This is a genomic window from Pseudomonas sp. PAGU 2196, from assembly GCF_022179005.1.
Classification (GTDB): domain Bacteria; phylum Pseudomonadota; class Gammaproteobacteria; order Pseudomonadales; family Pseudomonadaceae; genus Aquipseudomonas; species Aquipseudomonas kermanshahensis.
In genome coordinates, this window is the sequence record NZ_BNTL01000011.1 from 171,973 (window position 1) to 189,844 (window position 17,872).

Genomic DNA, 17,872 nt, shown 5'->3' on the forward strand with positions numbered 1-17,872 from the left:
TTCCAAGAAAAGGAACAGTCATGGCCGAGCCGGTTGCTTCTACCCCGATCCGCTACAGCTTCGGTGCCGACGAGCACCTGTTTGCCGAAGTCAGTGACAGCATGTCGCTGGAGGCCTTTTTCAAAGGCATGGCCGTCACCCGCGCGGTGGAGCGGCTTGGCCTGGAGGGCGTCCTCGACGTGTGCCTGGCCAACGCGTCGTTCCAGATCCGCTTCGACCCTGACCGTATTGCCCCCGAGGCCCTGCTCGAAGCCGTACGCGGCGCCGAGGCAGAGGCGGTGGCCGAGCGCTCGCTGCACACCCGCATCATCGAAATCCCGGTGCTGTACAACGACCCCTGGACCCACGAAACCCTGATGCGTTTTCGCGATCGCCACCAGGACCCGAGCAGCACCGACCTTGAGTATGCGGCGCGGGTCAACGGCCTGGCCGATGTCGAGGCGTTCATCGCCGCCCACAGCGGCGCACCCTGGTTCGTGTCGATGGTCGGCTTCGTCGCCGGCCTGCCGTTCATGTTCCAGATGGTCGAGCGCGAGCGGCAACTGCAGGTGCCCAAGTACCTGCGCCCACGTACCGACACGCCCAAGCTGACCCTCGGCCATGGCGGGTGCTTCGGTTGCATCTACTCGGTGCGCGGGGCGGGGGGCTACCAGATGTTTGGCGTCACCCCGGCACCGATCTACGACCCGCAGCAGACGCTGGCCTACCTCAAGGCGCACATGGTGTTCTTCCGCCCGGGTGACATCGTGCAGTTCAAGCCGATCGACCGCCGCGCCTATGACCAGGCGGTGGCGGATGTGGAAGACGGTTGCTTCAACCTGCGCATTCGTCCGGTGGCGTTCTCCCTGGATGCCTTCCTGGCCGACCCGGTCGGCTACCCCAAGACGCTGCAGGAGGTGCTGGCATGATCAAGGTACTCAAACCCGGCCTGGCTACCTCGGTACAGGACCTCGGTCGCGAGGGCTATTACCACCTGGGCATTCCGCCTTCCGGGGCGCTTGACCAGTACGCTTTGAGCGCAGCCAACCATCTGGTCGGCAACCCGGCAGGCGCCGCGGGGCTTGAATGCGCGCTGGTGGGCCCAGAACTTGAGTTCCAGCAGGATGCGCTGGTGGCGGTGTGCGGCGCGCAGATGCCGGCATTGCTCGACGGCCGTGAGCAGCGCCCCGACACCGCGTTCGCGGTCAGGGCGGGGCAGGTGTTGCGCTTCGGTTTCCCCACGGCAGGTGCCCGGGCATACCTGGCTGTCGCCGGCGGTATCGATGTGCCCGAGGTGCTCGGCAGCCGATCGACTTACGCGCTGGGGGCCTTGGGTGGGCACCATGGGCGAAAGTTGCTGGCAGGCGATGTGCTGCCAGTTGGTGTGCCCAGCGGCAAGACCCGCGCCGGCGCGAGCCTGCCGATGGCGTTGCGACAGTCGCTGGGTGGCGAGGTTGTGTTGCGGGTGGTCCCAGGCTTGTATTTCCATCGCCTGACCGACGCAGCGGCGCAGCGCTTCTTTACCGAGGCGTGGACCGTCGGCTCCGAGGCAGACCGAATCGGCTACCGCTACAAAGGCGGCAGCCCATTGAGTTTCCAGCCGCGTGAGCAGCCGTTTGGCGCCGGCTCGGACCCCTCGAACATCGTCGACAGCTGCTACCCGATCGGCTCGATCCAGGTGCCGGCGGGGCTGGAGCCGATCATTCTGCACCGCGATGCGGTGTCCGGAGGCGGGTACGCCATGATCGGCACCGTGATCAGTGCCGACCTGGACCTGGTCGGGCAGATGCAGCCTAATCAGCAGGCGCGGTTTTTGCCGGTGAGCCTGGAGCAGGCGTTGGAGGCGCGGCGGTCGTACAAGAAGAAGCTGGGGTGTGTTGCCAGGCTGTTTGGCTGAGTGCTCGGGCAGGATCTTGCTTGCCCGTTATCGGTCAGAGGATTTCGGTATTCTCTGGCCGTTCTCGTTTATTTGCTTACCGCGCTGCGCAGCCACCTCCAGCGCCTGCCCATCCCGCTGCTTACCCTGGCGCGCCAGGCCTTCGAGCTGGGGTATCAGCATCCCTTCCGGCAAATGCCGCCAGAACCGCCCCGGCATGTGCAGGCGCAGCGCGTCCGGGTTGAGGCGAGCGGGGTTGAAAGTGTGGCGATAGTAGGTGCGCCACAGCTCGGCGCCGGGGTCGTCGGCATTGCGTGCCCATTGCCGCCACTCGTCAGGGCAGGTGCGCCGGTAGTCGAAGGCCTGGCCGTCGAAGCGGATAGCGTCGGCAGGGGTGGCGATCAACCAGCGTTGCCGGCCCAGGCGGCCGGCGAAATGCGCACTGGCACTGTGCAGGATGTCGTGGGCGGGTTCGTAGTAGGCGACCAGGTCCAGTTGCAGCTGCTGCGCCAACGCTTCGGGTAGCGGCACGAAGCGTACAAAGGCATGCAGGTGATGGGCTTCACGGCTGACCTGTTTGATGCGCCGGTGCAATTCGCTGCCCAGGCGATCGCCGGCCAGCATTGCCGTGCGGTCACCATGGGCCACGCGCCAAAGCACTTCGTACAGCAGGTTCCAGCGTTGCTCGCCGCGGTAGCAGGCTGCCTGCTCCAGCTGGCTCAGTAGGGCTGCTGGCACTTTGCCGCGAAACGGGCCTGGACCTTGGGGCAGCGGTGCAGGGATGGCCAGCAGATCATCGATCGGGCCTTGTGACCAGGTGACGTCGGCTGGGTCAATGCCATGGCCGAGCAGCGTTCGGGCTTGGTCACGCCAGGTGGCGAAGCTGTCATCGCAGTTGAGCGCGATCATCCCCATAACCCCATTTGCACCGGTGCCTGGGGTTCGCGCAGGCGTTCGCGCAGCAGGCCGCTGCGCAGCTCGGCCTGGGCGGGGCGATAGTCACTGGTGACGATGAATGGGCGCGCTTTGTCCAGCACGCAGCGCAGTTGAATCAGGTCGTCGTAGCGGATGCGCCGCTCTCGTCGCAGCGCTACCAAACGCTGCACGCTGCGCAGGCCGATGCCCGGGATGCGTGCCAGCAGGGCTGGCTCGGCGCGGTTCACATCCAGCGGGAAGACCTCACGGTTGGCCAGCGCCCACGCAAGCTTAGGGTCGATGTCCAGTGCCAGGTTGCCGCTTTGCGCCAGCAGTTCGCCGGCCTTGTAGCCATAGCCACGCAGCAGGAAGTCGGCTTGGTACAGGCGGTGTTCCCGCAGCAGCGGCGGCGCTGCCAAGGGCACACTGTCGGGGCTGTCGGGGATCGGGCTGAAAGCCGAGTAGTACACGCGCTTGAGGCCGTAGCCCTGGTACAAGGACTCGGCATTGCGCAGCAGGGTGCTGTCGTCGGTGGCGTCTGCGCCGACGATGACCTGGGTGCTTTGCCCGGCCGGGGTAAAGCGCGGCGCCTTGGGTTCGTTGGCCACCGCTTGCTGGCCGTGGTGAATGACCGCCATGGCCTGGCGGATGGTGTGCGCGTGTTTCTCAGGGGCCAGGCGCTTGAGGCTGGCGTCGGTCGGTAACTCGATGTTGACGCTCAGGCGGTCGGCCAGGCGCCCGGCTTCTTCGATCAGCAGCGGGTCGGCATCGGGGATGGTCTTGAGGTGGATGTAGCCGCGAAAGTTGTGCTCCTCGCGCAGCAGGCGTGCCACGCGGATCAATTGCTCCATGGTGTAGTCGGCCGAGCGGATGATGCCCGAACTGAGAAACAGGCCGCTGATGCAGTTGCGCCGGTAGAAGTCGAGCGTCAGGCGCACCACCTCTTCTGGGGTAAAGCGCGCCCGCGGCACGTTGCTGGAGCGCCGGTTGACGCAGTACTGGCAATCGTAGAGGCAGAAGTTGGTAAGCAGCACCTTGAGCAGCGATACGCAGCGCCCGTCCGGGGTATAGCTGTGGCAAATGCCCATGCCATCGGTGGCACCCAGGCCTTCGCTGCCGCGCGAACTACGCTTGGGCGCACCGCTGCTGGCGCAAGAAGCATCGTACTTGGCGGCGTCGGCAAGAATGCCGAGTTTGGCGATGAGTTGCATGGCGGCTGACTCGAAATACTGAATATTCATACAGTATTTTGAGAATGCCCTGATTGCAAGCCCCATCGATGAAGGCCGTGGATCAATGCCCGAGTAAATCCGTCAGCTAAGCTTGTGCTGGACTTACGGACAGCAACGAGGCGCGCGGGAGAGGACATGAAAATCACGAACGAAGCGAAGCGGGCGCTGGCCGGCCTGGCGCTGGCCATGGGGTTGGGCGCAGTCATGCTCAACGCCCAGGCCGCTGAAACCAAAAAGGTCGATGTACTGCTGGTGGGCGGCGGCATCATGAGTTCGACCCTGGCTATCTGGCTCAACGAGCTGGAGCCCGGCTGGTCGATGGAGATGGTCGAGCGCCTGGACAAGGTGGCCGAAGAAAGCTCCAACGGTTGGAACAACGCTGGTACCGGCCACTCGGCCTTGGCAGAGCTGAACTACACGCCAGAAAAAGATGGCAAGATCGACATCAGCAAGGCCGTGGAGATCAACGAGTCATTCCAGATCACCCGCCAATTCCTTGCCTGGCAGGTCAAGCAGGGCGTGTTGAAGAACCCCCATTCCTTTATCAACACCACGCCGCACATGAGCTTCGTCTGGGGCGACGACAACATTCGCTTCCTGAAGAAGCGTTATGAGGCGTTGCAAGCCAGCCCGCTGTTCAAGCCCATGCAGTATTCCGAAGACCACGAACAGATCCGCAAATGGGTGCCCTTGATGATGGAGGGCCGCGACCCCAATCAGAAATTGGCCGTGACCTGGACGCCGATCGGTACCGACGTCAACTTTGGCGAGATCACTCGGCAGTATGTGGGTTACCTGCAGACTCGGCCTAACTTCGACCTCAAGCTGTCGAGCGAGGTACAGGACATCACCCGCAACGACGACGGCTCATGGCATGTCGAGTACAAGAACCTGAAAGATGGCAGCCAGGCTGCCACCGATGCCAAGTTCCTGTTCATCGGTGCCGGCGGCGCGGCGCTGCCCCTGTTGCAGAAGTCCGGCATCGATGAAGCCAAGGACTATGCCGGCTTCCCAGTCGGTGGTTCGTTCCTGGTCACCGACAACCCGGCCATTGCCCAGCGGCACATGGCCAAGGCCTATGGCATTGCGGCAACCGGCGCGCCGCCGATGTCGGTACCGCACCTGGACACCCGTGTCCTCGATGGCAAGCGCATGATCCTGTTCGGGCCGTTTGCTACCTTCTCGACCAAGTTCCTCAAGCAGGGCTCGTTGCTCGACCTGTTCGCCAGCGCCAGTGTTCACAACGCCTGGCCGATGGTGAGGGTAGGGGTACGTGAGTTCGATCTGGTGCAGTACCTGGTCGGTCAGGTTTTGCAGTCGGACGATGACCGCTTCGAAGCACTGCGCACCTACTTCCCCGAGGCCAAGAAGGAAGACTGGCGCCTGTGGCAAGCCGGCCAGCGGGTGCAGATCATCAAGAAGGACGAGGCCCAGGGTGGGGTGCTCAAGTTGGGTACTGAAGTGGTCACGTCCAAGGACGGCAGCATCGCCGGCCTGCTTGGGGCCTCACCGGGTGCCTCGACCGCGCCGCCGATCATGCTGGATGTGTTGAACAAGGTGTTCAAGGACAAGGTGGCCTCGCCGCAGTGGCAAGCCAAGATCAAGCAGATCGTGCCGTCTTACGGCATTCGCCTGAACGAGCACCCGGACAGGGTGCAGCAGGAGTGGACGTATACCAATGAGGTGCTGCAGCTGAATCCACCGTCAGTACCGTAAACAGGCCGCATGCGCTGTAGGAGCAGCCTTGTGCTGCGAAAGGGCCGGTCTGGCTATTGAGGATGTTGTTGCCGCACGGGCCTCTTCGCAGCACAAGGCTGCTCCTACAAAAAACGCGCGCACTCTGCAGGCTGCGCTTGGCTGAATGGTGTCCATCTACACTTACACAGCACATCACGGCGAATGTCGTGGTGAGCGAATTAATCACCGGACCACCGCCCCCTCGGACCCGGACTTCCCTCGTCGACGGTGGCCTTCTTGCAGAGGAGGGCAGGTCATGGACGAGGCACGGCTTCACGAATTCATGGGCAAGCTGGTGGGTGACATGGGCGCTGCGGCGACCCTGGCCAATGTCATTCTGGGCGACGAGCTCGGACTGTACCGGGCGATGGCCGACAGCCTGCCGACCACCCCCGACGCGCTCGCAGCAAAGACCGGTTGCCACCCGCGCCTGGTGCGCGAATGGCTCAATGCCCAGGCGGCGTCGGGCTACATGGTGCATGACAAGGGCAGTTTCGTGCTGCCCGAAGAACAGGCCATGGCCCTGGCGCTGGAGGATTCGCCGGCCTATATGGCCGGTGGCGCCGCAGTGGTGGCGGCGCTGTTTCACGACAAAGACAAGCTGGTCGCGGCCATGCGTGGCGACGGCGGGTTGGCGTGGGGCGACCACCACCCGTGCATGTTCAGCGGCACCGAGCGGTTCTTCCGGCCGGGTTATCGGACGTTCCTGGTGGCCGAGTGGCTGCCGGCGCTGGACGGGGTAGTGGCGAAACTGCAAGCGGGCGCCAAGGTTGCCGATGTGGGCTGTGGCCATGGCGCTTCGACGTTGGTCATGGCCCAGGCGTTTCCTGCATCGACCTTTGTCGGCTACGACTATCACGGGCCATCCATCGCCACCGCCAACCAGCGCGCCGAAGAGGCGGGGTTGGGCGCGCGGGTACATTTCCATCAGGCCACTGCTAAAGACTACCCGGGCCACGACCATGACCTGGTGTGTTTCTTCGATTGCCTGCACGACATGGGCGACCCGGTGGGCGCCGCGCGCCATGCCTACCGTGCCTTGAAGGCTGACGGCTCGGTGATGCTGGTGGAACCGTATGCCGAAGATTCGCTAGAGGGCAACCTGACGCCGGTTGGGCGCTTGTTCTACGCAGCGTCGACGTTTATCTGCACGCCGAACTCGCTGTCTCAGGAGGTGGGATTGGGGTTGGGTGCCCAGGCCGGGGAGGCACGGCTGCGGGCGGTGTTCGAAGAGGCGGGGTTCACTCGGTTCCGGCGTGCGACGCAGACACCGTTCAACCTGATCCTGGAGGCGCGTAAATAGCCGCTGCCCTTGCCGCAACCGGGCCATTCGGCTTTTACGCATTGTAATGCCGCGCCCTGATCGTCAGAATCGCGCCCGGTTGTCGAGCAAGGGGCTTACGTTGAACGAACAGACACTCTCCATGCGCCTGGAGCGCGTGGCGGCGCATGTGCCACACGGCGCGCGCCTGGCCGATATCGGCTCGGACCACGGTTACTTGCCGGTAGCGTTGATGCTGCGCGGCACTATCGAAGCGGGCGTGGCCGGTGAAGTGGCGCAGACGCCCTTTGCCTCCGCTCAGCGCAATGTGCGCCGCAATGGCTTGGAAGCACGCATCACCATTCGCCTGGCCGATGGGCTAGAGGCGATCGAAATAAACGACCGGATCTCTGTCGTCAGCCTCTGCGGCATGGGCGGCGACACCCTGTGCGAAATTCTGGAACGCGGCAAGCATCGCTTGAACGGCACCGAGCGCCTGATTCTGCAACCCAACGGCGGCGAGTGCGCGCTGCGGGGCTGGCTAATGACCAATGGCTATCGCATCGTCAGCGAAGAGTTGCTGCGGGAGAACCGCTTCGACTACGAAATCATCGTCGCCGAACCGTGTGAGGCAGTGGCGTATACCGCCGAAGAACTGTACTTCGGCCCACTGTTGATGCGCGAGAAAAGCCCAGCGTTCATGACTAAATGGCAGCGCATGTTGCGTCAGAAGCAGCAGACGTTGGCCAACTTCGAACGTGCCCGGGATGCAATCCCACAGGAAAAGCGCGACGATTTCGCCCGGCAAATCACCTGGATCAACCAGGTATTGGCCTGACTCACTGCTGCGAGCAGTTGCCCATTTCCCGGTAGTTGATTTCGCGGGTGTGGCCTTGGTGGTCGACATAGACCATGTGTGCGGTGCCAACCTGGCAATCGGCTGCATTGCTGGCTGGGGTGATGGAGATGACTTTGGCCACATCCAGCGGCATGCCGTATTCGTAGTTGCTGTTGGCAACAGGCTGGTTAGAGCCCGCGTCAGCCAAGGCGCCGAACGAGGCGAGGGCAGCGGTAACGGCAAGCACAGCGATCGAACGTTTCATGGCAAGTTCCTTTTTCGATGTTTTACCAATGATGTATTCATTGGTGATCCACAATAAATGGGCTAACCCGTGATAGATTCCTGCCTTGAACGTAAGAATAAGATTGAACAAGGAGCCCATCCCTCATGGACATGCTGCATGCCATGCGTACTTTCACCCGGGTGGTGGAGTGCGGCAGCTTTGCGGCGGCTGCCAATGCCCTGGATATTTCAGCGGCGCAGGTGTCGCGCATCGTTGCCGAGCTTGAGAACCAGCTACAGACCCGTTTGCTGCACCGCACCACGCGCCGTTTGCGCATGAGCGAGGCGGGCGAGCGTTTTCTTGAGCGCGCCCGGCAAATCATGTTGTTGACCGAAGAAGCCGTGGGCGAAGCGCGCGGCGCGCACCTCACGCCCCGTGGCCGCTTGCGCCTGCATTGCCCGCACGGCCTGGGCCTGCTGCTGATGCCGCTGGTGGCGGGCTACAACGCGCTGTGCCCAGAAGTGGTGGTCGAATTGACCCTGTCCCAACGCAACCCCGACCCGCTGGCTGAAGGGCATGACGTGGTGATCACCGTGGACGGGGCCTTGCCGGACTCGCAATTGATCGCAGTGCCCTTGGGCGACATCTTCAGCATCCCCTGTGCCGCGCCCAGCTACCTGGAAGCCTTTGGGGTACCCGGGCGGCCGGAAGACCTGCATGATCATCGTTGCCTGCGCATGGCGTATCCGATGTATGAAGGCGACTGGGTATTCCCGCAAGGCGTCGATCAGTGCGTGATCGCGCCGCGAGACAGCTTCCTGACCAACGTAGCCGACGCCATGCTGCTGGCCAGCGAGCTGGGCATGGGCATCGGGCTGTTGCCGTTCTATACCGCCAGCCAGGCCATCGAGCAGGGGCGTTTGCGCCGGCTGCTGGCCCCGTATCGCCTGCGCGAGTGTGCGCTGTACGCGATCTACCCGTCGCGGCACTACCTGGATGCCAAGGTGCGTACCTGGATCGACTACCTCAAGGAACAGCTACCCGCGCTGTTCGAGGCCCATGCGCGGATAGTGGATGATGAGCGGTATTGGCGCTGAAACGGGCTGATTTAGCAGGAACCTGTGGGCTGGCTTGCCGGCGCCCACAGGTTTGGCGACCCGCTACAGCGGATAGTGCTTGAGCTCCCGCGCAATCAGCATCCGCTGGATCTCGCTCGAGCCTTCGTAGATCTGCGTGATTCGTGCGTCACGGTAATAGCGTTCCACCGGGTAATCCTCCAGGTAGCCATAGCCACCATGCACCTGGATGGCCATGGAACATACCCGCTCGGCCATTTCCGACGCGAACAGCTTGGCCTGCGAAGCCTCCGACAGGCACGGCTTGCCGGCACTGCGCAAGCGGGCCGCATGCAGGATCAGCAGGCGTGCGGCATTCACCTGTACCTGCATGTCGGCCAGCAGGTTGGCGATGCTCTGGTGTTCGTTGATCGGCTTGCCGAACTGCACCCGATCACGGGAGTAGACCAGCGCGGCTTCGAACGCGGCGCGGGCGATACCCAATGCCTGCGCGGCAATGCCGATACGCCCACCTTCGAGGTTGGACAAGGCGATGGCCAAGCCCTTGCCGCGCTCACCGAGCATATTGGCGGCCGGGATGCGGCAGTTGTCGAAGGTCACCGCGCAGGTATCCGAGGCGCGAATGCCCATCTTGTGCTCGCTGCGGTCAACCTTGAAGCCAGGGTTGTCAGTGGGTACCAGGAAGGCCGACAGGCCTTTCTTGCCCAGTTCCGGGTCGGTCACCGCGAAGACGATCGCTAGGCCCGCTCGGCGAGCATTGCTGACAAACTGCTTGGACCCATTGATCACCCATTCGCCCCCCACGCGTTCGGCGCGGGTGCGCAGGTTGTGCGCCTCGGAGCCGGCCTGGGGTTCGGTCAGGCAGAAGCAGCCAATCACCTCGCCCGTGGCCAGGCGTGGCAACCAAGCCTGTTGCTGTTCGGCTGTGCCATAAGCCAGCAACGGGCCGCAGCCTACCGAGTTGTGGATGCTCATCATCGCCCCGGTGGCGCCGCAGCCAGCGGCGATTTCTTCCACGGCCAGGGCGTAGGCGACGTAATCGGTGTAGCTGCCGCCAAAGGCTTCAGGCACCACCATGCCGAGCAGCCCCAGCTCGCCCATCTTGCGGACCACGCCATCATCGATCCAGCCGGCTTTTTCCCAGGCCTGGGCATGGGGCGCGATTTCGCCACGGGAAAAGTCCCGGGCCATGTCGCGGATCATGATCTGCTCTTCGCTCAGTTCCAGGTCTTGCATCTGTGTACTCCCGGGCTCACAGGCCTTCGAAGAATTGGTCGACCCGCTGGCGCTCAAGCTCGGCCAGGGTGGGCGGGTTCCAGCGGGGCTGCTTGTCCTTGTCGATGATCAGGGCACGCACGCCCTCGATGATGTCGCCGTACTGGAACCACTGGCGGTCCAGGTGCAGCTCCATGGCAAAGCACGCCTCAAGTGCCAGGTGGCGACCGCGGCGCAGCATTTCCAGCGTAACCGCCATGGCCAGTGGCGAGCGGCTTTCCAGCTGGTCGGCGGTTGCCAGGGCCCATGGGTGGCTGTCGCCGATGCTGACGGTGCGCAGTTGCTCGATGATCGCTGGCAGGTCGGGGAGGGCAAAAAAGTGGTCGATGACCGGGCGCAGCTTCTCCAGCGGCGCGTCATCCAGCACCTGAGTGCCGAGCTTGGCCAGCAGGCCTTGCAGGTCCTTGAGCGGGTGGTCGCCAAAGGTCAGGCGGTCCAGGCCCTGGTCGAGTGCGGTGAGTTTATCGCAGGGCACGTGCCAGTCGGCGAGCCCGCAATACAGCGCGTCGGCGGCCTGGATCTGGGTGCCAGTGACACCGAGGTAAGTGCCCAGCTCGCCAGGGAGGCGTGAGAGGAAATAGCTGCCGCCCACATCCGGGAAATAGCCGATGCCGACTTCCGGCATGCCCAGCCGGCTGCGTTCGGTCACCACCCGCAGGTCACAGCCTTGGGCCAGGCCCATGCCGCCGCCGAGGGTGAAGCCGTCCATCAGCACCAGCACCGGTTTGCGGTAATGATGGATGCACAGGTCGAGCGCATATTCCTCGACGAAAAAGTCTTCATGCAGGCGTTCTGCGTTTTTGTAGCTGTCGTGCAGCGAGCGGATGTCGCCACCGGCGCAAAACCCTTTAGGGCCCGCACCACGCAGCACCACTGCGCGCACCTGCGGGTCGTCTGCCCATTGGTCGAAGTGCAGGCGCAGGCTGCGCACCATGTCCAGGGTCAGGGCATTGAGGCCGGCGGGGCGGTTCAGGGTCAGGTGGCCAATCTGGTTGCGGACTTCAGCCAAGACATGATCCGTTGCCGAAGTGTAAGCATGCGCGGTCATCGCGTTCTCCCTGCTTTGTTATTGATTTTCCAAGTGAAGTCTGGAGTTCGCTGGAGGATCACTGGATCCTGTCATGCGAATTTGTCGTGCACAATCGGCAAATCTGCAGGGGTGTTTTGCATTTTTGCCCTGTGTGTGGGTTTAGCCTTGCAGCGCTCGATCTGCGCCCCCCACTAATAGCACGCCATACACCCCAAGCCCACTCCACCCTCAATTCATTAACCTGAGCGTAACGATCACCCAACCAGCTTGATTGATGCACCCTCACGCCCCGCCCTAAGGTGGCTCCACGACAGCGAACCCGTGGAGTCACCATGACAACAACCAAGAATCCACCGCCGCAATGGTCGCGGCGGCGCGCCGAGAAGCAGCGCCGCCTCGACCGGGTCCGCCACCTCGCCGACGGCGTGGTGCTGCCCACCGCGCATATCGTCGAGGCACTGGAACTGTTACTCGCCCCCGGCGACCGGGTGGTGCTGGAAGGCAACAACCAGAAGCAGGCCGATTTTCTCTCCCGCTCACTGGCCAAGGTCGACCCGGCGCGGCTGCACGATTTGCACATGATCATGCCCAGCGTCAGCCGTGCCGAACACCTCGACCTGTTCGAGCGGGGCATCGCCCGCAAGCTCGACTTCTCGTTCGCCGGGCCACAGAGCCTGCGCATCGGGCAACTGCTGGAAGACGGCCTGCTCGAAGTCGGCGCCATCCATACTTATATCGAGCTGTACTCCCGGCTGCTGGTCGACCTCATCCCCAACGTGACCCTGGTCGCGGGCTTCATGGCCGACCGGGATGGCAACCTCTATACCGGCCCCAGCACCGAAGACACCCCGGCCCTGGTCGAACCCGCCGCCTTCAGTGACGGCATCGTCATTGCCCAGGTCAACCAATTGGTGGAGCGGGTCGACGACCTGCCGCGCGTCGATATCCCCGCGTCCTGGGTCGACTTCGTGGTGGTCGCCGACCAGCCGTTCTACATCGAGCCGCTGTTCACCCGCGACCCACGCCACATCAAGCCGGTGCATGTGCTGATGGCGATGATGGCGATCCGTGGCATCTATGAAAAACACCAGGTGCAGTCGCTGAACCACGGCATCGGGTTCAACACCGCAGCCATTGAGCTGATCTTGCCGACCTATGGCGAGTCCCTGGGCCTGAAAGGCAAAATTTGCCGCAACTGGACACTCAATCCCCACCCCACATTGATTCCCGCTATCGAAACAGGTTGGGTCGAGAGCGTGCATTGTTTTGGTACCGAATTGGGCATGGAGGACTACATCGCCCAGCGCCCGGACGTGTTTTTCACCGGCCGCGACGGCTCGCTACGCTCCAACCGCATGATGTGCCAGCTGGCGGGGCAGTACGCCGTCGACCTGTTTATCGGCGCCACGTTGCAAGTGGATGGCGACGGCCATTCTTCGACCGTGACCCGCGGCCGCCTGGCGGGCTTTGGCGGTGCGCCGAACATGGGCCACGACCCCCGTGGGCGCCGCCACGCGACACCGGCCTGGCTCGACATGACCGTGCCCGAAACGATGCTCGAGCGCGGCCGCAAGCTGGTGGTGCAGATGGTCGAGACCTACCAGGAGGGCGGCAAGCCCACCTTTGTCGAAACCCTCGATGCGGTCGAAGTGGCGAAAAAAGCCGGCATGCCGCTGGCACCGGTGATGATCTACGGCGACGACGTAACCCACTTGCTCACCGAAGAAGGCATCGCCTACCTGTACAAGGCGCGCAGCCTTGAGGAACGCCAGCAGATGATTGCAGCCGTGGCCGGTGTCACCGCCATTGGCCTGCGGCATGACCCCAAAGACACCCAGCGCCTGCGCCAGCAGGGCCTGGTGGCGTTGCCCGAGGACTTGGGCATCCGCCGAACCGATGCCAGCCGTGAACTGCTGGCTGCGCGCAGCATCGCCGACCTGGTCGAATGGTCCGGTGGCTTGTACAACCCACCCGCACGGTTCAGGAGCTGGTGATGAAAGTACTCGACCTGCAATCGCAAGGGCTGCTTCGCGAGCAAGCTCGTTCCTACAGGTATGTAACGGGCCTTGAAGCCAGTGGGGGCTCTGTGGGAGCGGGCTTGCCCGCGAAGAGGGCTGAACAGACAACCGAAATCCCTCTGGCCGACCACCTGGCGGATTTGGCAGTAGAAGCCCTGATCGACGAAGCCGACCTGTCGCCCAAACCGGGCTTGGTAGACCGCCGCAGCAACGGTGCGCACACCGACATGACGCTAGCGTTGATGCATGCTTCGGCGCTGGCCCTGTGGCCGTGCCTGCGGCAGATGGCCGAAGCGGCCGAGGCCATTGGCGGCGTCGGCCAGCCCTTGCGCACGGCGCTAGGCCGCATTGGCCGCGAAGGCGAGGCCGCGATGCTGGCGACCACTGGCGGGGTGAATACCCACCGAGGCGCGATCTGGGCCCTGGGGCTGCTGGTGGCGGCCCGTGCCATGGGTCCCCACGCTGACCCGTGCACAGTGGCGGCCCGCGCCGGGCGCATCGCGCTGATCGACGACCCGGGCGCAACTTCGGAAGACAGCCATGGTGCCCAGGTAAGGCGCCGGTATGGCAGCGGCGGTGCCCGTGAACAGGCGCAATTGGGCTTCCCAGCGGTTATCGCGCATGGCCTGCCACAGCTGCAGCGCAGCCGTGCCTTAGGTGCCAGCGAAACCCACGCGCGGCTCGATGCCTTGCTGGCGATCATGGCGGCGCTGGCCGACACCTGCGTGCTTTGGCGCGCCGGGCCACAAGGGCTGGCCACGGTCCAGCAGGGGGCCCGCGCCGTCCTGGACGCCGGTGGCAGCGCCACGCTGGACGGGCGCCGGCAACTGCGCCTTTTGGATGAACACTTGCTGCAACTGAATGCCTCTCCGGGTGGCGCTGCCGATCTGTTGGCGGCCTGCCTGTTCCTCGACAAAGCCGGGAGCCTGTGACATGGAAACCCTGACCTTTCAATTCCCCGCCGCCGAACCGGGGCGCGGGCGCACCGTGGTCGGCTGCGTCAGCTCCGGCGACCTGGAAGTGCTGATCGAACCCGGCATCGCCGGCAGCTTGCAGATCCAGGTCGTGACGTCGGTCAACGGCAGCGGCGCGCGCTGGGCGCAACTGTTCCAGCGCCTGTTCGAAGGCCGCCAATGGCCAGCGGTGAATATCGACATCCATGATTTTGGCGCCACGCCAGGGGTGGTGCGCCTGCGCCTGGAGCAAGGTTTCGAGGAGATCGCCCATGACTGACACCGAACGTTTGCTGCACAGCCGCAGCCTCGTCGAAATGGGCGCCCGCCAGCGCGCCCGGGCACTACTTGACCCGGGAACGTTCCGCGAGCTGCTGGGCCCCTTCGACCGGCTCATGTCACCTTGGTTGCCGCGCCAGGGCATCGTGCCCCAGGCCGATGATGGCGTGGTCATTGCCAAAGGCCGGCTGAATGGCCGCAATACTGTGGTCGCCGCTATCGAGGGTGGCTTCCAGGGCGGCAGCATGGGCGAGGTGGGGGGGGCGAAGATCGCCGGTGCGCTGGAACTGGCCATCGAAGACAACCGCAACGGCACCCCGACCTGCGCCGTGCTGCTGCTGGAAACCGGTGGCGTGCGCCTGCAGGAAGCCAACCTGGGCCTGGCGGCGATCGCCGAGATCCAGGCCGCGATCGTCGAGCTGCGCAGCTACCAGCCGGTGATCGGCGTGATCGCAGGCTCGGTCGGCTGCTTCGGCGGTATGTCCATCGCTGCCGGCCTGTGCAGCCACCTGCTGGTCACCCGTGAGGCGCGCCTGGGCCTCAATGGCCCGCAGGTCATCGAGCAGGAAGCGGGCATCGCCGAATACGACGCCAAGGACCGCCCCTTTATCTGGAGCCTGACCGGTGGCGAGCAGCGCCATGCCAGTGGGCTGGTCGACGGCTACGTGGCCGATGATGCAGATGCAATACGCCAGCAGCTTTTGCACCTGCTCGACACCCCCACCACAGACCGTGCTCGCCACTACGCCTGGTACCTCGAGCGGCTGTCGCGCCTCGGCGATGACTGCCCGCAACTGGATGCCGCCGCTGTACGCAGCCTCTACCAAGGAGAAGCCAAATGAACCGAGCCATGAACTGGCTGCCGGGCCTGGCCGGCGGGCAAGTGCTGCCGGGCTACCCCGCGTCGCTGCAGGTGATCGACGGCGAACTGGACAACCGCCTGGCACGCTTCATTGCCGTGGTGCCCGATGCGCACAACCCGTTCCCCCGGGCGCGTGCGGGCGAGGTCGGCTTGCTGGAAGGCTGGGGGCTGGCCAAGGCGGTGAGCGAAGCGGTCGCGGCAGACCGCGACTGCGAGAAGCGGGCCATCGTCGCCGTCATCGATGTGCCCAGCCAGGCCTATGGCCGCCGCGAAGAGGCGCTGGGCATTCACCAGGCGCTGGCCGGTGCGGTGCAGGCGTATGCCGAGGCGCGCTTGGCCGGGCACCCGGTGATTGGGCTGCTGGTCGGCAAGGCGATGTCTGGCGCGTTCCTCGCGCATGGCTATCAAGCCCAGCGCCTGATCGCGTTGGACGACGCTGGGGTGATGGTGCACGCCATGGGCAAGGCCGCTGCCGCGCGCATTACATTGCGCAGCGTCGAAGCGCTGGAGGCCCTGGCCGCCGAAGTACCGCCGATGGCCTATGACCTCGACAGCTACGCCTCGCTGGGCTTGCTGTGGCGACGTCTTGGCGTGGACAACGCCGAGACGCCAAGTGCGGCCGACCTGGCCAAGGTACGTACCTGCTTGGCCGAAGCGGTGCGCGATATCGGCAACTCGACCGACCTGTCATCGCGGCTGGCGGGCGAAAACCGGCGTGCCTCCCGCGAGGTGCGCGAACACTTGCGCCGTCAGTGGCAGGGGGCCTGAGATGAATAGCCCACGCGCGCACGACCTGTTGTGGGGGTTGCCCCTTTGCGCGCTGCCTGAAGATGCCCCGCAGTGGGCGCATCAGGTGGTGGCAAGCGGTCAGCCTGTAGTGGTGCGCCGTGCCGCCTGCGCTGACGGCTGGGTGGCGGTGGGCCTGCGCGGCCTGAGCCGGGATCAGCGGCTGGGCACACAGATGCGCCTGGCCGATATCCAACGCCTGCAGAGCCCTGAGGCCCTGCGCTGGCAAGCACCGAGCCCGTGGCCTGCATTGCAGGCGTTGGCCTCGGTGGCCCCGGTACTCGATACCACCGGGCTGGCCTGGGGGCCGACAGGTGGGGTGGGGTACCAACTCGCCACCGAGACTGGCGTGCTGCACCTGGCCAGTGACCTGGACGTGGTCGTGCGCACGCCGCACCCCCTGGCACGCGCAAAAGCGCGGGAACTGCTGGACATACTGGACTGCGCGCCATGCCGTATCGATGTGCAATTGGAAACACCGGCAGGTGCCGTCGCCCTGCGTGAGTGGGCCGGTGCTGCCCGCCGCGTATTGCTCAAGTCGCCCCATGGCGCGCGCTTGGTGGCCGACCCCTGGGCAGCCTGGGCGTGTGCGGCATGAGCAGTTTGTTCGCGTTCCCCGGCCAGGGTGCCCAGCAGGTAGGCATGTTGCACCGTTTGCCCGAGGGGGCTGGCCCACTGTTGGAGGAGGCCAGCGATACGCTGGGCCATCACGTGCTGGGCCTGGACAGCGAGCAGGCATTGCAGAGCACCCGGGCCGTGCAGCTGTGCCTGCTGGTGACCGGGGTGGCCTGGGCGCGCCGACTGCTGCAGCAAAGTCCCGCCCCCGACTATGTGGCAGGGCTGTCGATAGGGGCGTATCCCGCCGCTGTCACGGCCGGTGCGCTGGCGTTCGCCGATGCCGTGCGCCTGGTTGCCCTGCGCGGTGAGTTGATGCAGCGCGCCTATCCGCAGGGGTATGGCATGACCGCGCTGAGCGGCCTGGACCTGGCCAGTGTCGAGCGCTTGCTGGTGGAGGCGGGCGGTGAGGTCTACATCGCCAACCTCAACAGCGAAAACCAGATCGTCATTGCCGGCAGTGAGGCGGCCATGGCTGCGGTGGCCCAACGCGCGCGCAGCCTGGGCCAGGGCGTCGCGCGGCGCCTGGCGGTCAGCGTGCCGTCCCATTGCCCACTGCTCGACGCCCCGGCTGCGGAACTGGCCCAGGCCTTTGCTGCGGTCGAACTGCGAAGGCCCATCATCACCTACCTGAGCGGCAGCAGTGCACGGCCGATCCACGACCCGCAACGCTTGCGCGACGACCTGGCCGGCAACATGGCGCGGGTGGTGGACTGGCGTGCCACGTTGCGCAACGCCTATGAACGCGGGGTGCGCCTGCACCTGGAAATACCACCGGGCAGTGTGCTCAGCGGCCTGGCCCGACAGGTGTTCGCCAACGGCCGCGTGGTGGCCATCGAGTCCACTCGGCTGGACAGCGTCGACGCCCTAATGCGTCAGGAGGTGGCCGGCAACCGATGACTGTGCTGTGCAAC

At 64.7% G+C, this 17,872-nt stretch carries 18 protein-coding genes; 13 read left to right on the forward strand and 5 right to left on the reverse strand.

Features of this window, described 5'->3' with window-relative positions; all coding sequences use genetic code 11:
* Positions 1 to 20: 20 nt before the first annotated feature.
* Complete coding sequence (locus tag MFF34_RS11060) at positions 21 to 908, forward strand: allophanate hydrolase subunit 1 (protein ID WP_027593497.1); 888 nt, start codon at positions 21 to 23, stop codon at positions 906 to 908.
* Positions 905 to 1,876 (forward strand): biotin-dependent carboxyltransferase family protein, encoded by a 972-nt coding sequence (locus MFF34_RS11065; protein WP_027593496.1) that lies wholly within the window; start codon positions 905 to 907, stop codon positions 1,874 to 1,876. The genes MFF34_RS11060 and MFF34_RS11065 overlap by 4 nt, the downstream gene beginning before the upstream one ends.
* A 27-nt stretch (positions 1,877 to 1,903) precedes the next feature.
* On the opposite strand, the gene MFF34_RS11070 is transcribed toward MFF34_RS11065, so the two are convergent.
* Both MFF34_RS11070 and MFF34_RS11075 read right to left on the reverse strand, forming a co-directional pair.
* Complete coding sequence (locus MFF34_RS11070) at positions 1,904 to 2,770, reverse strand: TIGR03915 family putative DNA repair protein (protein WP_238213465.1); 867 nt, start codon at positions 2,768 to 2,770, stop codon at positions 1,904 to 1,906.
* Complete coding sequence (locus tag MFF34_RS11075; RefSeq protein WP_027593494.1) at positions 2,761 to 3,981, reverse strand: putative DNA modification/repair radical SAM protein; 1,221 nt, start codon at positions 3,979 to 3,981, stop codon at positions 2,761 to 2,763. Before MFF34_RS11075 ends, MFF34_RS11070 begins: the two co-directional genes overlap by 10 nt.
* A 156-nt stretch (positions 3,982 to 4,137) precedes the next feature.
* Between MFF34_RS11075 and mqo the strand changes: the two genes are divergently transcribed.
* From mqo to MFF34_RS11090, 3 genes are all read left to right on the forward strand, one after another.
* Positions 4,138 to 5,718 carry a malate dehydrogenase (quinone) gene (gene mqo / locus MFF34_RS11080; RefSeq protein ID WP_238213473.1) on the forward strand — a complete coding sequence of 527 codons (1,581 nt, stop codon included), beginning with the start codon at positions 4,138 to 4,140 and terminating at the stop codon, positions 5,716 to 5,718.
* A 277-nt stretch (positions 5,719 to 5,995) separates the two neighbouring features.
* On the forward strand, positions 5,996 to 7,042 hold the full coding sequence (locus MFF34_RS11085; RefSeq protein WP_238213475.1) for a class I SAM-dependent methyltransferase: 1,047 nt from the start codon (positions 5,996 to 5,998) through the stop codon (positions 7,040 to 7,042).
* Between the two features lie 100 nt (positions 7,043 to 7,142).
* Complete coding sequence (locus tag MFF34_RS11090; protein ID WP_238213485.1) at positions 7,143 to 7,838, forward strand: tRNA (adenine(22)-N(1))-methyltransferase TrmK; 696 nt, start codon at positions 7,143 to 7,145, stop codon at positions 7,836 to 7,838.
* A 1-nt stretch (position 7,839) separates the two neighbouring features.
* Here MFF34_RS11090 and MFF34_RS11095 read toward each other — a convergent pair whose 3' ends face one another.
* A complete protein-coding gene (locus MFF34_RS11095; RefSeq protein WP_238213487.1) occupies positions 7,840 to 8,103 on the reverse strand; it encodes a DUF2790 domain-containing protein in 264 nt (87 codons plus the stop codon).
* A gap of 125 nt (positions 8,104 to 8,228) precedes the next feature.
* On the opposite strand from MFF34_RS11095, the gene MFF34_RS11100 reads away from it, so the two are divergent.
* Positions 8,229 to 9,161, forward strand: a complete 933-nt coding sequence (locus tag MFF34_RS11100) for a LysR family transcriptional regulator (RefSeq protein ID WP_238213489.1) — start codon at positions 8,229 to 8,231, stop codon at positions 9,159 to 9,161.
* 63 nt (positions 9,162 to 9,224) lie between these two features.
* Here MFF34_RS11100 and MFF34_RS11105 read toward each other — a convergent pair whose 3' ends face one another.
* The gene (locus tag MFF34_RS11105) at positions 9,225 to 10,376 is read right to left on the reverse strand and encodes an acyl-CoA dehydrogenase family protein (protein WP_238213491.1); all 1,152 of its coding nucleotides are present in this window, start codon (positions 10,374 to 10,376) and stop codon (positions 9,225 to 9,227) included.
* Between the two features lie 16 nt (positions 10,377 to 10,392).
* Positions 10,393 to 11,463 carry an enoyl-CoA hydratase/isomerase family protein gene (locus tag MFF34_RS11110; protein ID WP_085272970.1) on the reverse strand — a complete coding sequence of 357 codons (1,071 nt, stop codon included), beginning with the start codon at positions 11,461 to 11,463 and terminating at the stop codon, positions 10,393 to 10,395.
* A 314-nt stretch (positions 11,464 to 11,777) separates the two neighbouring features.
* Here MFF34_RS11110 and mdcA point away from each other — a divergent pair, with 314 nt between their 5' ends.
* Genes mdcA through mdcH form a run of 7 tightly spaced genes read left to right on the forward strand, consistent with a single transcriptional unit; the run spans position 11,778 to position 17,858 of the window.
* Positions 11,778 to 13,439, forward strand: coding sequence for a malonate decarboxylase subunit alpha (gene mdcA, locus MFF34_RS11115; RefSeq protein WP_027593486.1), 1,662 nt, complete (start codon positions 11,778 to 11,780; stop codon positions 13,437 to 13,439).
* On the forward strand, positions 13,439 to 14,395 hold the full coding sequence (locus MFF34_RS11120) for a triphosphoribosyl-dephospho-CoA synthase (protein WP_238213493.1): 957 nt from the start codon (positions 13,439 to 13,441) through the stop codon (positions 14,393 to 14,395). Before mdcA ends, MFF34_RS11120 begins: the two co-directional genes overlap by 1 nt.
* Before the next feature lies 1 nt (position 14,396).
* Positions 14,397 to 14,696 carry a malonate decarboxylase subunit delta gene (locus MFF34_RS11125; RefSeq protein ID WP_238213502.1) on the forward strand — a complete coding sequence of 100 codons (300 nt, stop codon included), beginning with the start codon at positions 14,397 to 14,399 and terminating at the stop codon, positions 14,694 to 14,696.
* Complete coding sequence (locus MFF34_RS11130; protein ID WP_238213504.1) at positions 14,689 to 15,537, forward strand: biotin-independent malonate decarboxylase subunit beta; 849 nt, start codon at positions 14,689 to 14,691, stop codon at positions 15,535 to 15,537. Before MFF34_RS11125 ends, MFF34_RS11130 begins: the two co-directional genes overlap by 8 nt.
* A complete protein-coding gene (gene mdcE / locus MFF34_RS11135) occupies positions 15,534 to 16,325 on the forward strand; it encodes a biotin-independent malonate decarboxylase subunit gamma (protein ID WP_238213507.1) in 792 nt (263 codons plus the stop codon). The genes MFF34_RS11130 and mdcE overlap by 4 nt, the downstream gene beginning before the upstream one ends.
* Position 16,326: 1 nt before the next feature.
* Positions 16,327 to 16,941, forward strand: a complete 615-nt coding sequence (locus MFF34_RS11140; RefSeq protein WP_238213509.1) for a malonate decarboxylase holo-ACP synthase — start codon at positions 16,327 to 16,329, stop codon at positions 16,939 to 16,941.
* On the forward strand, positions 16,938 to 17,858 hold the full coding sequence (gene mdcH, locus MFF34_RS11145; protein WP_238213516.1) for a malonate decarboxylase subunit epsilon: 921 nt from the start codon (positions 16,938 to 16,940) through the stop codon (positions 17,856 to 17,858). Before MFF34_RS11140 ends, mdcH begins: the two co-directional genes overlap by 4 nt.
* Positions 17,859 to 17,872: the final 14 nt, after the last annotated feature.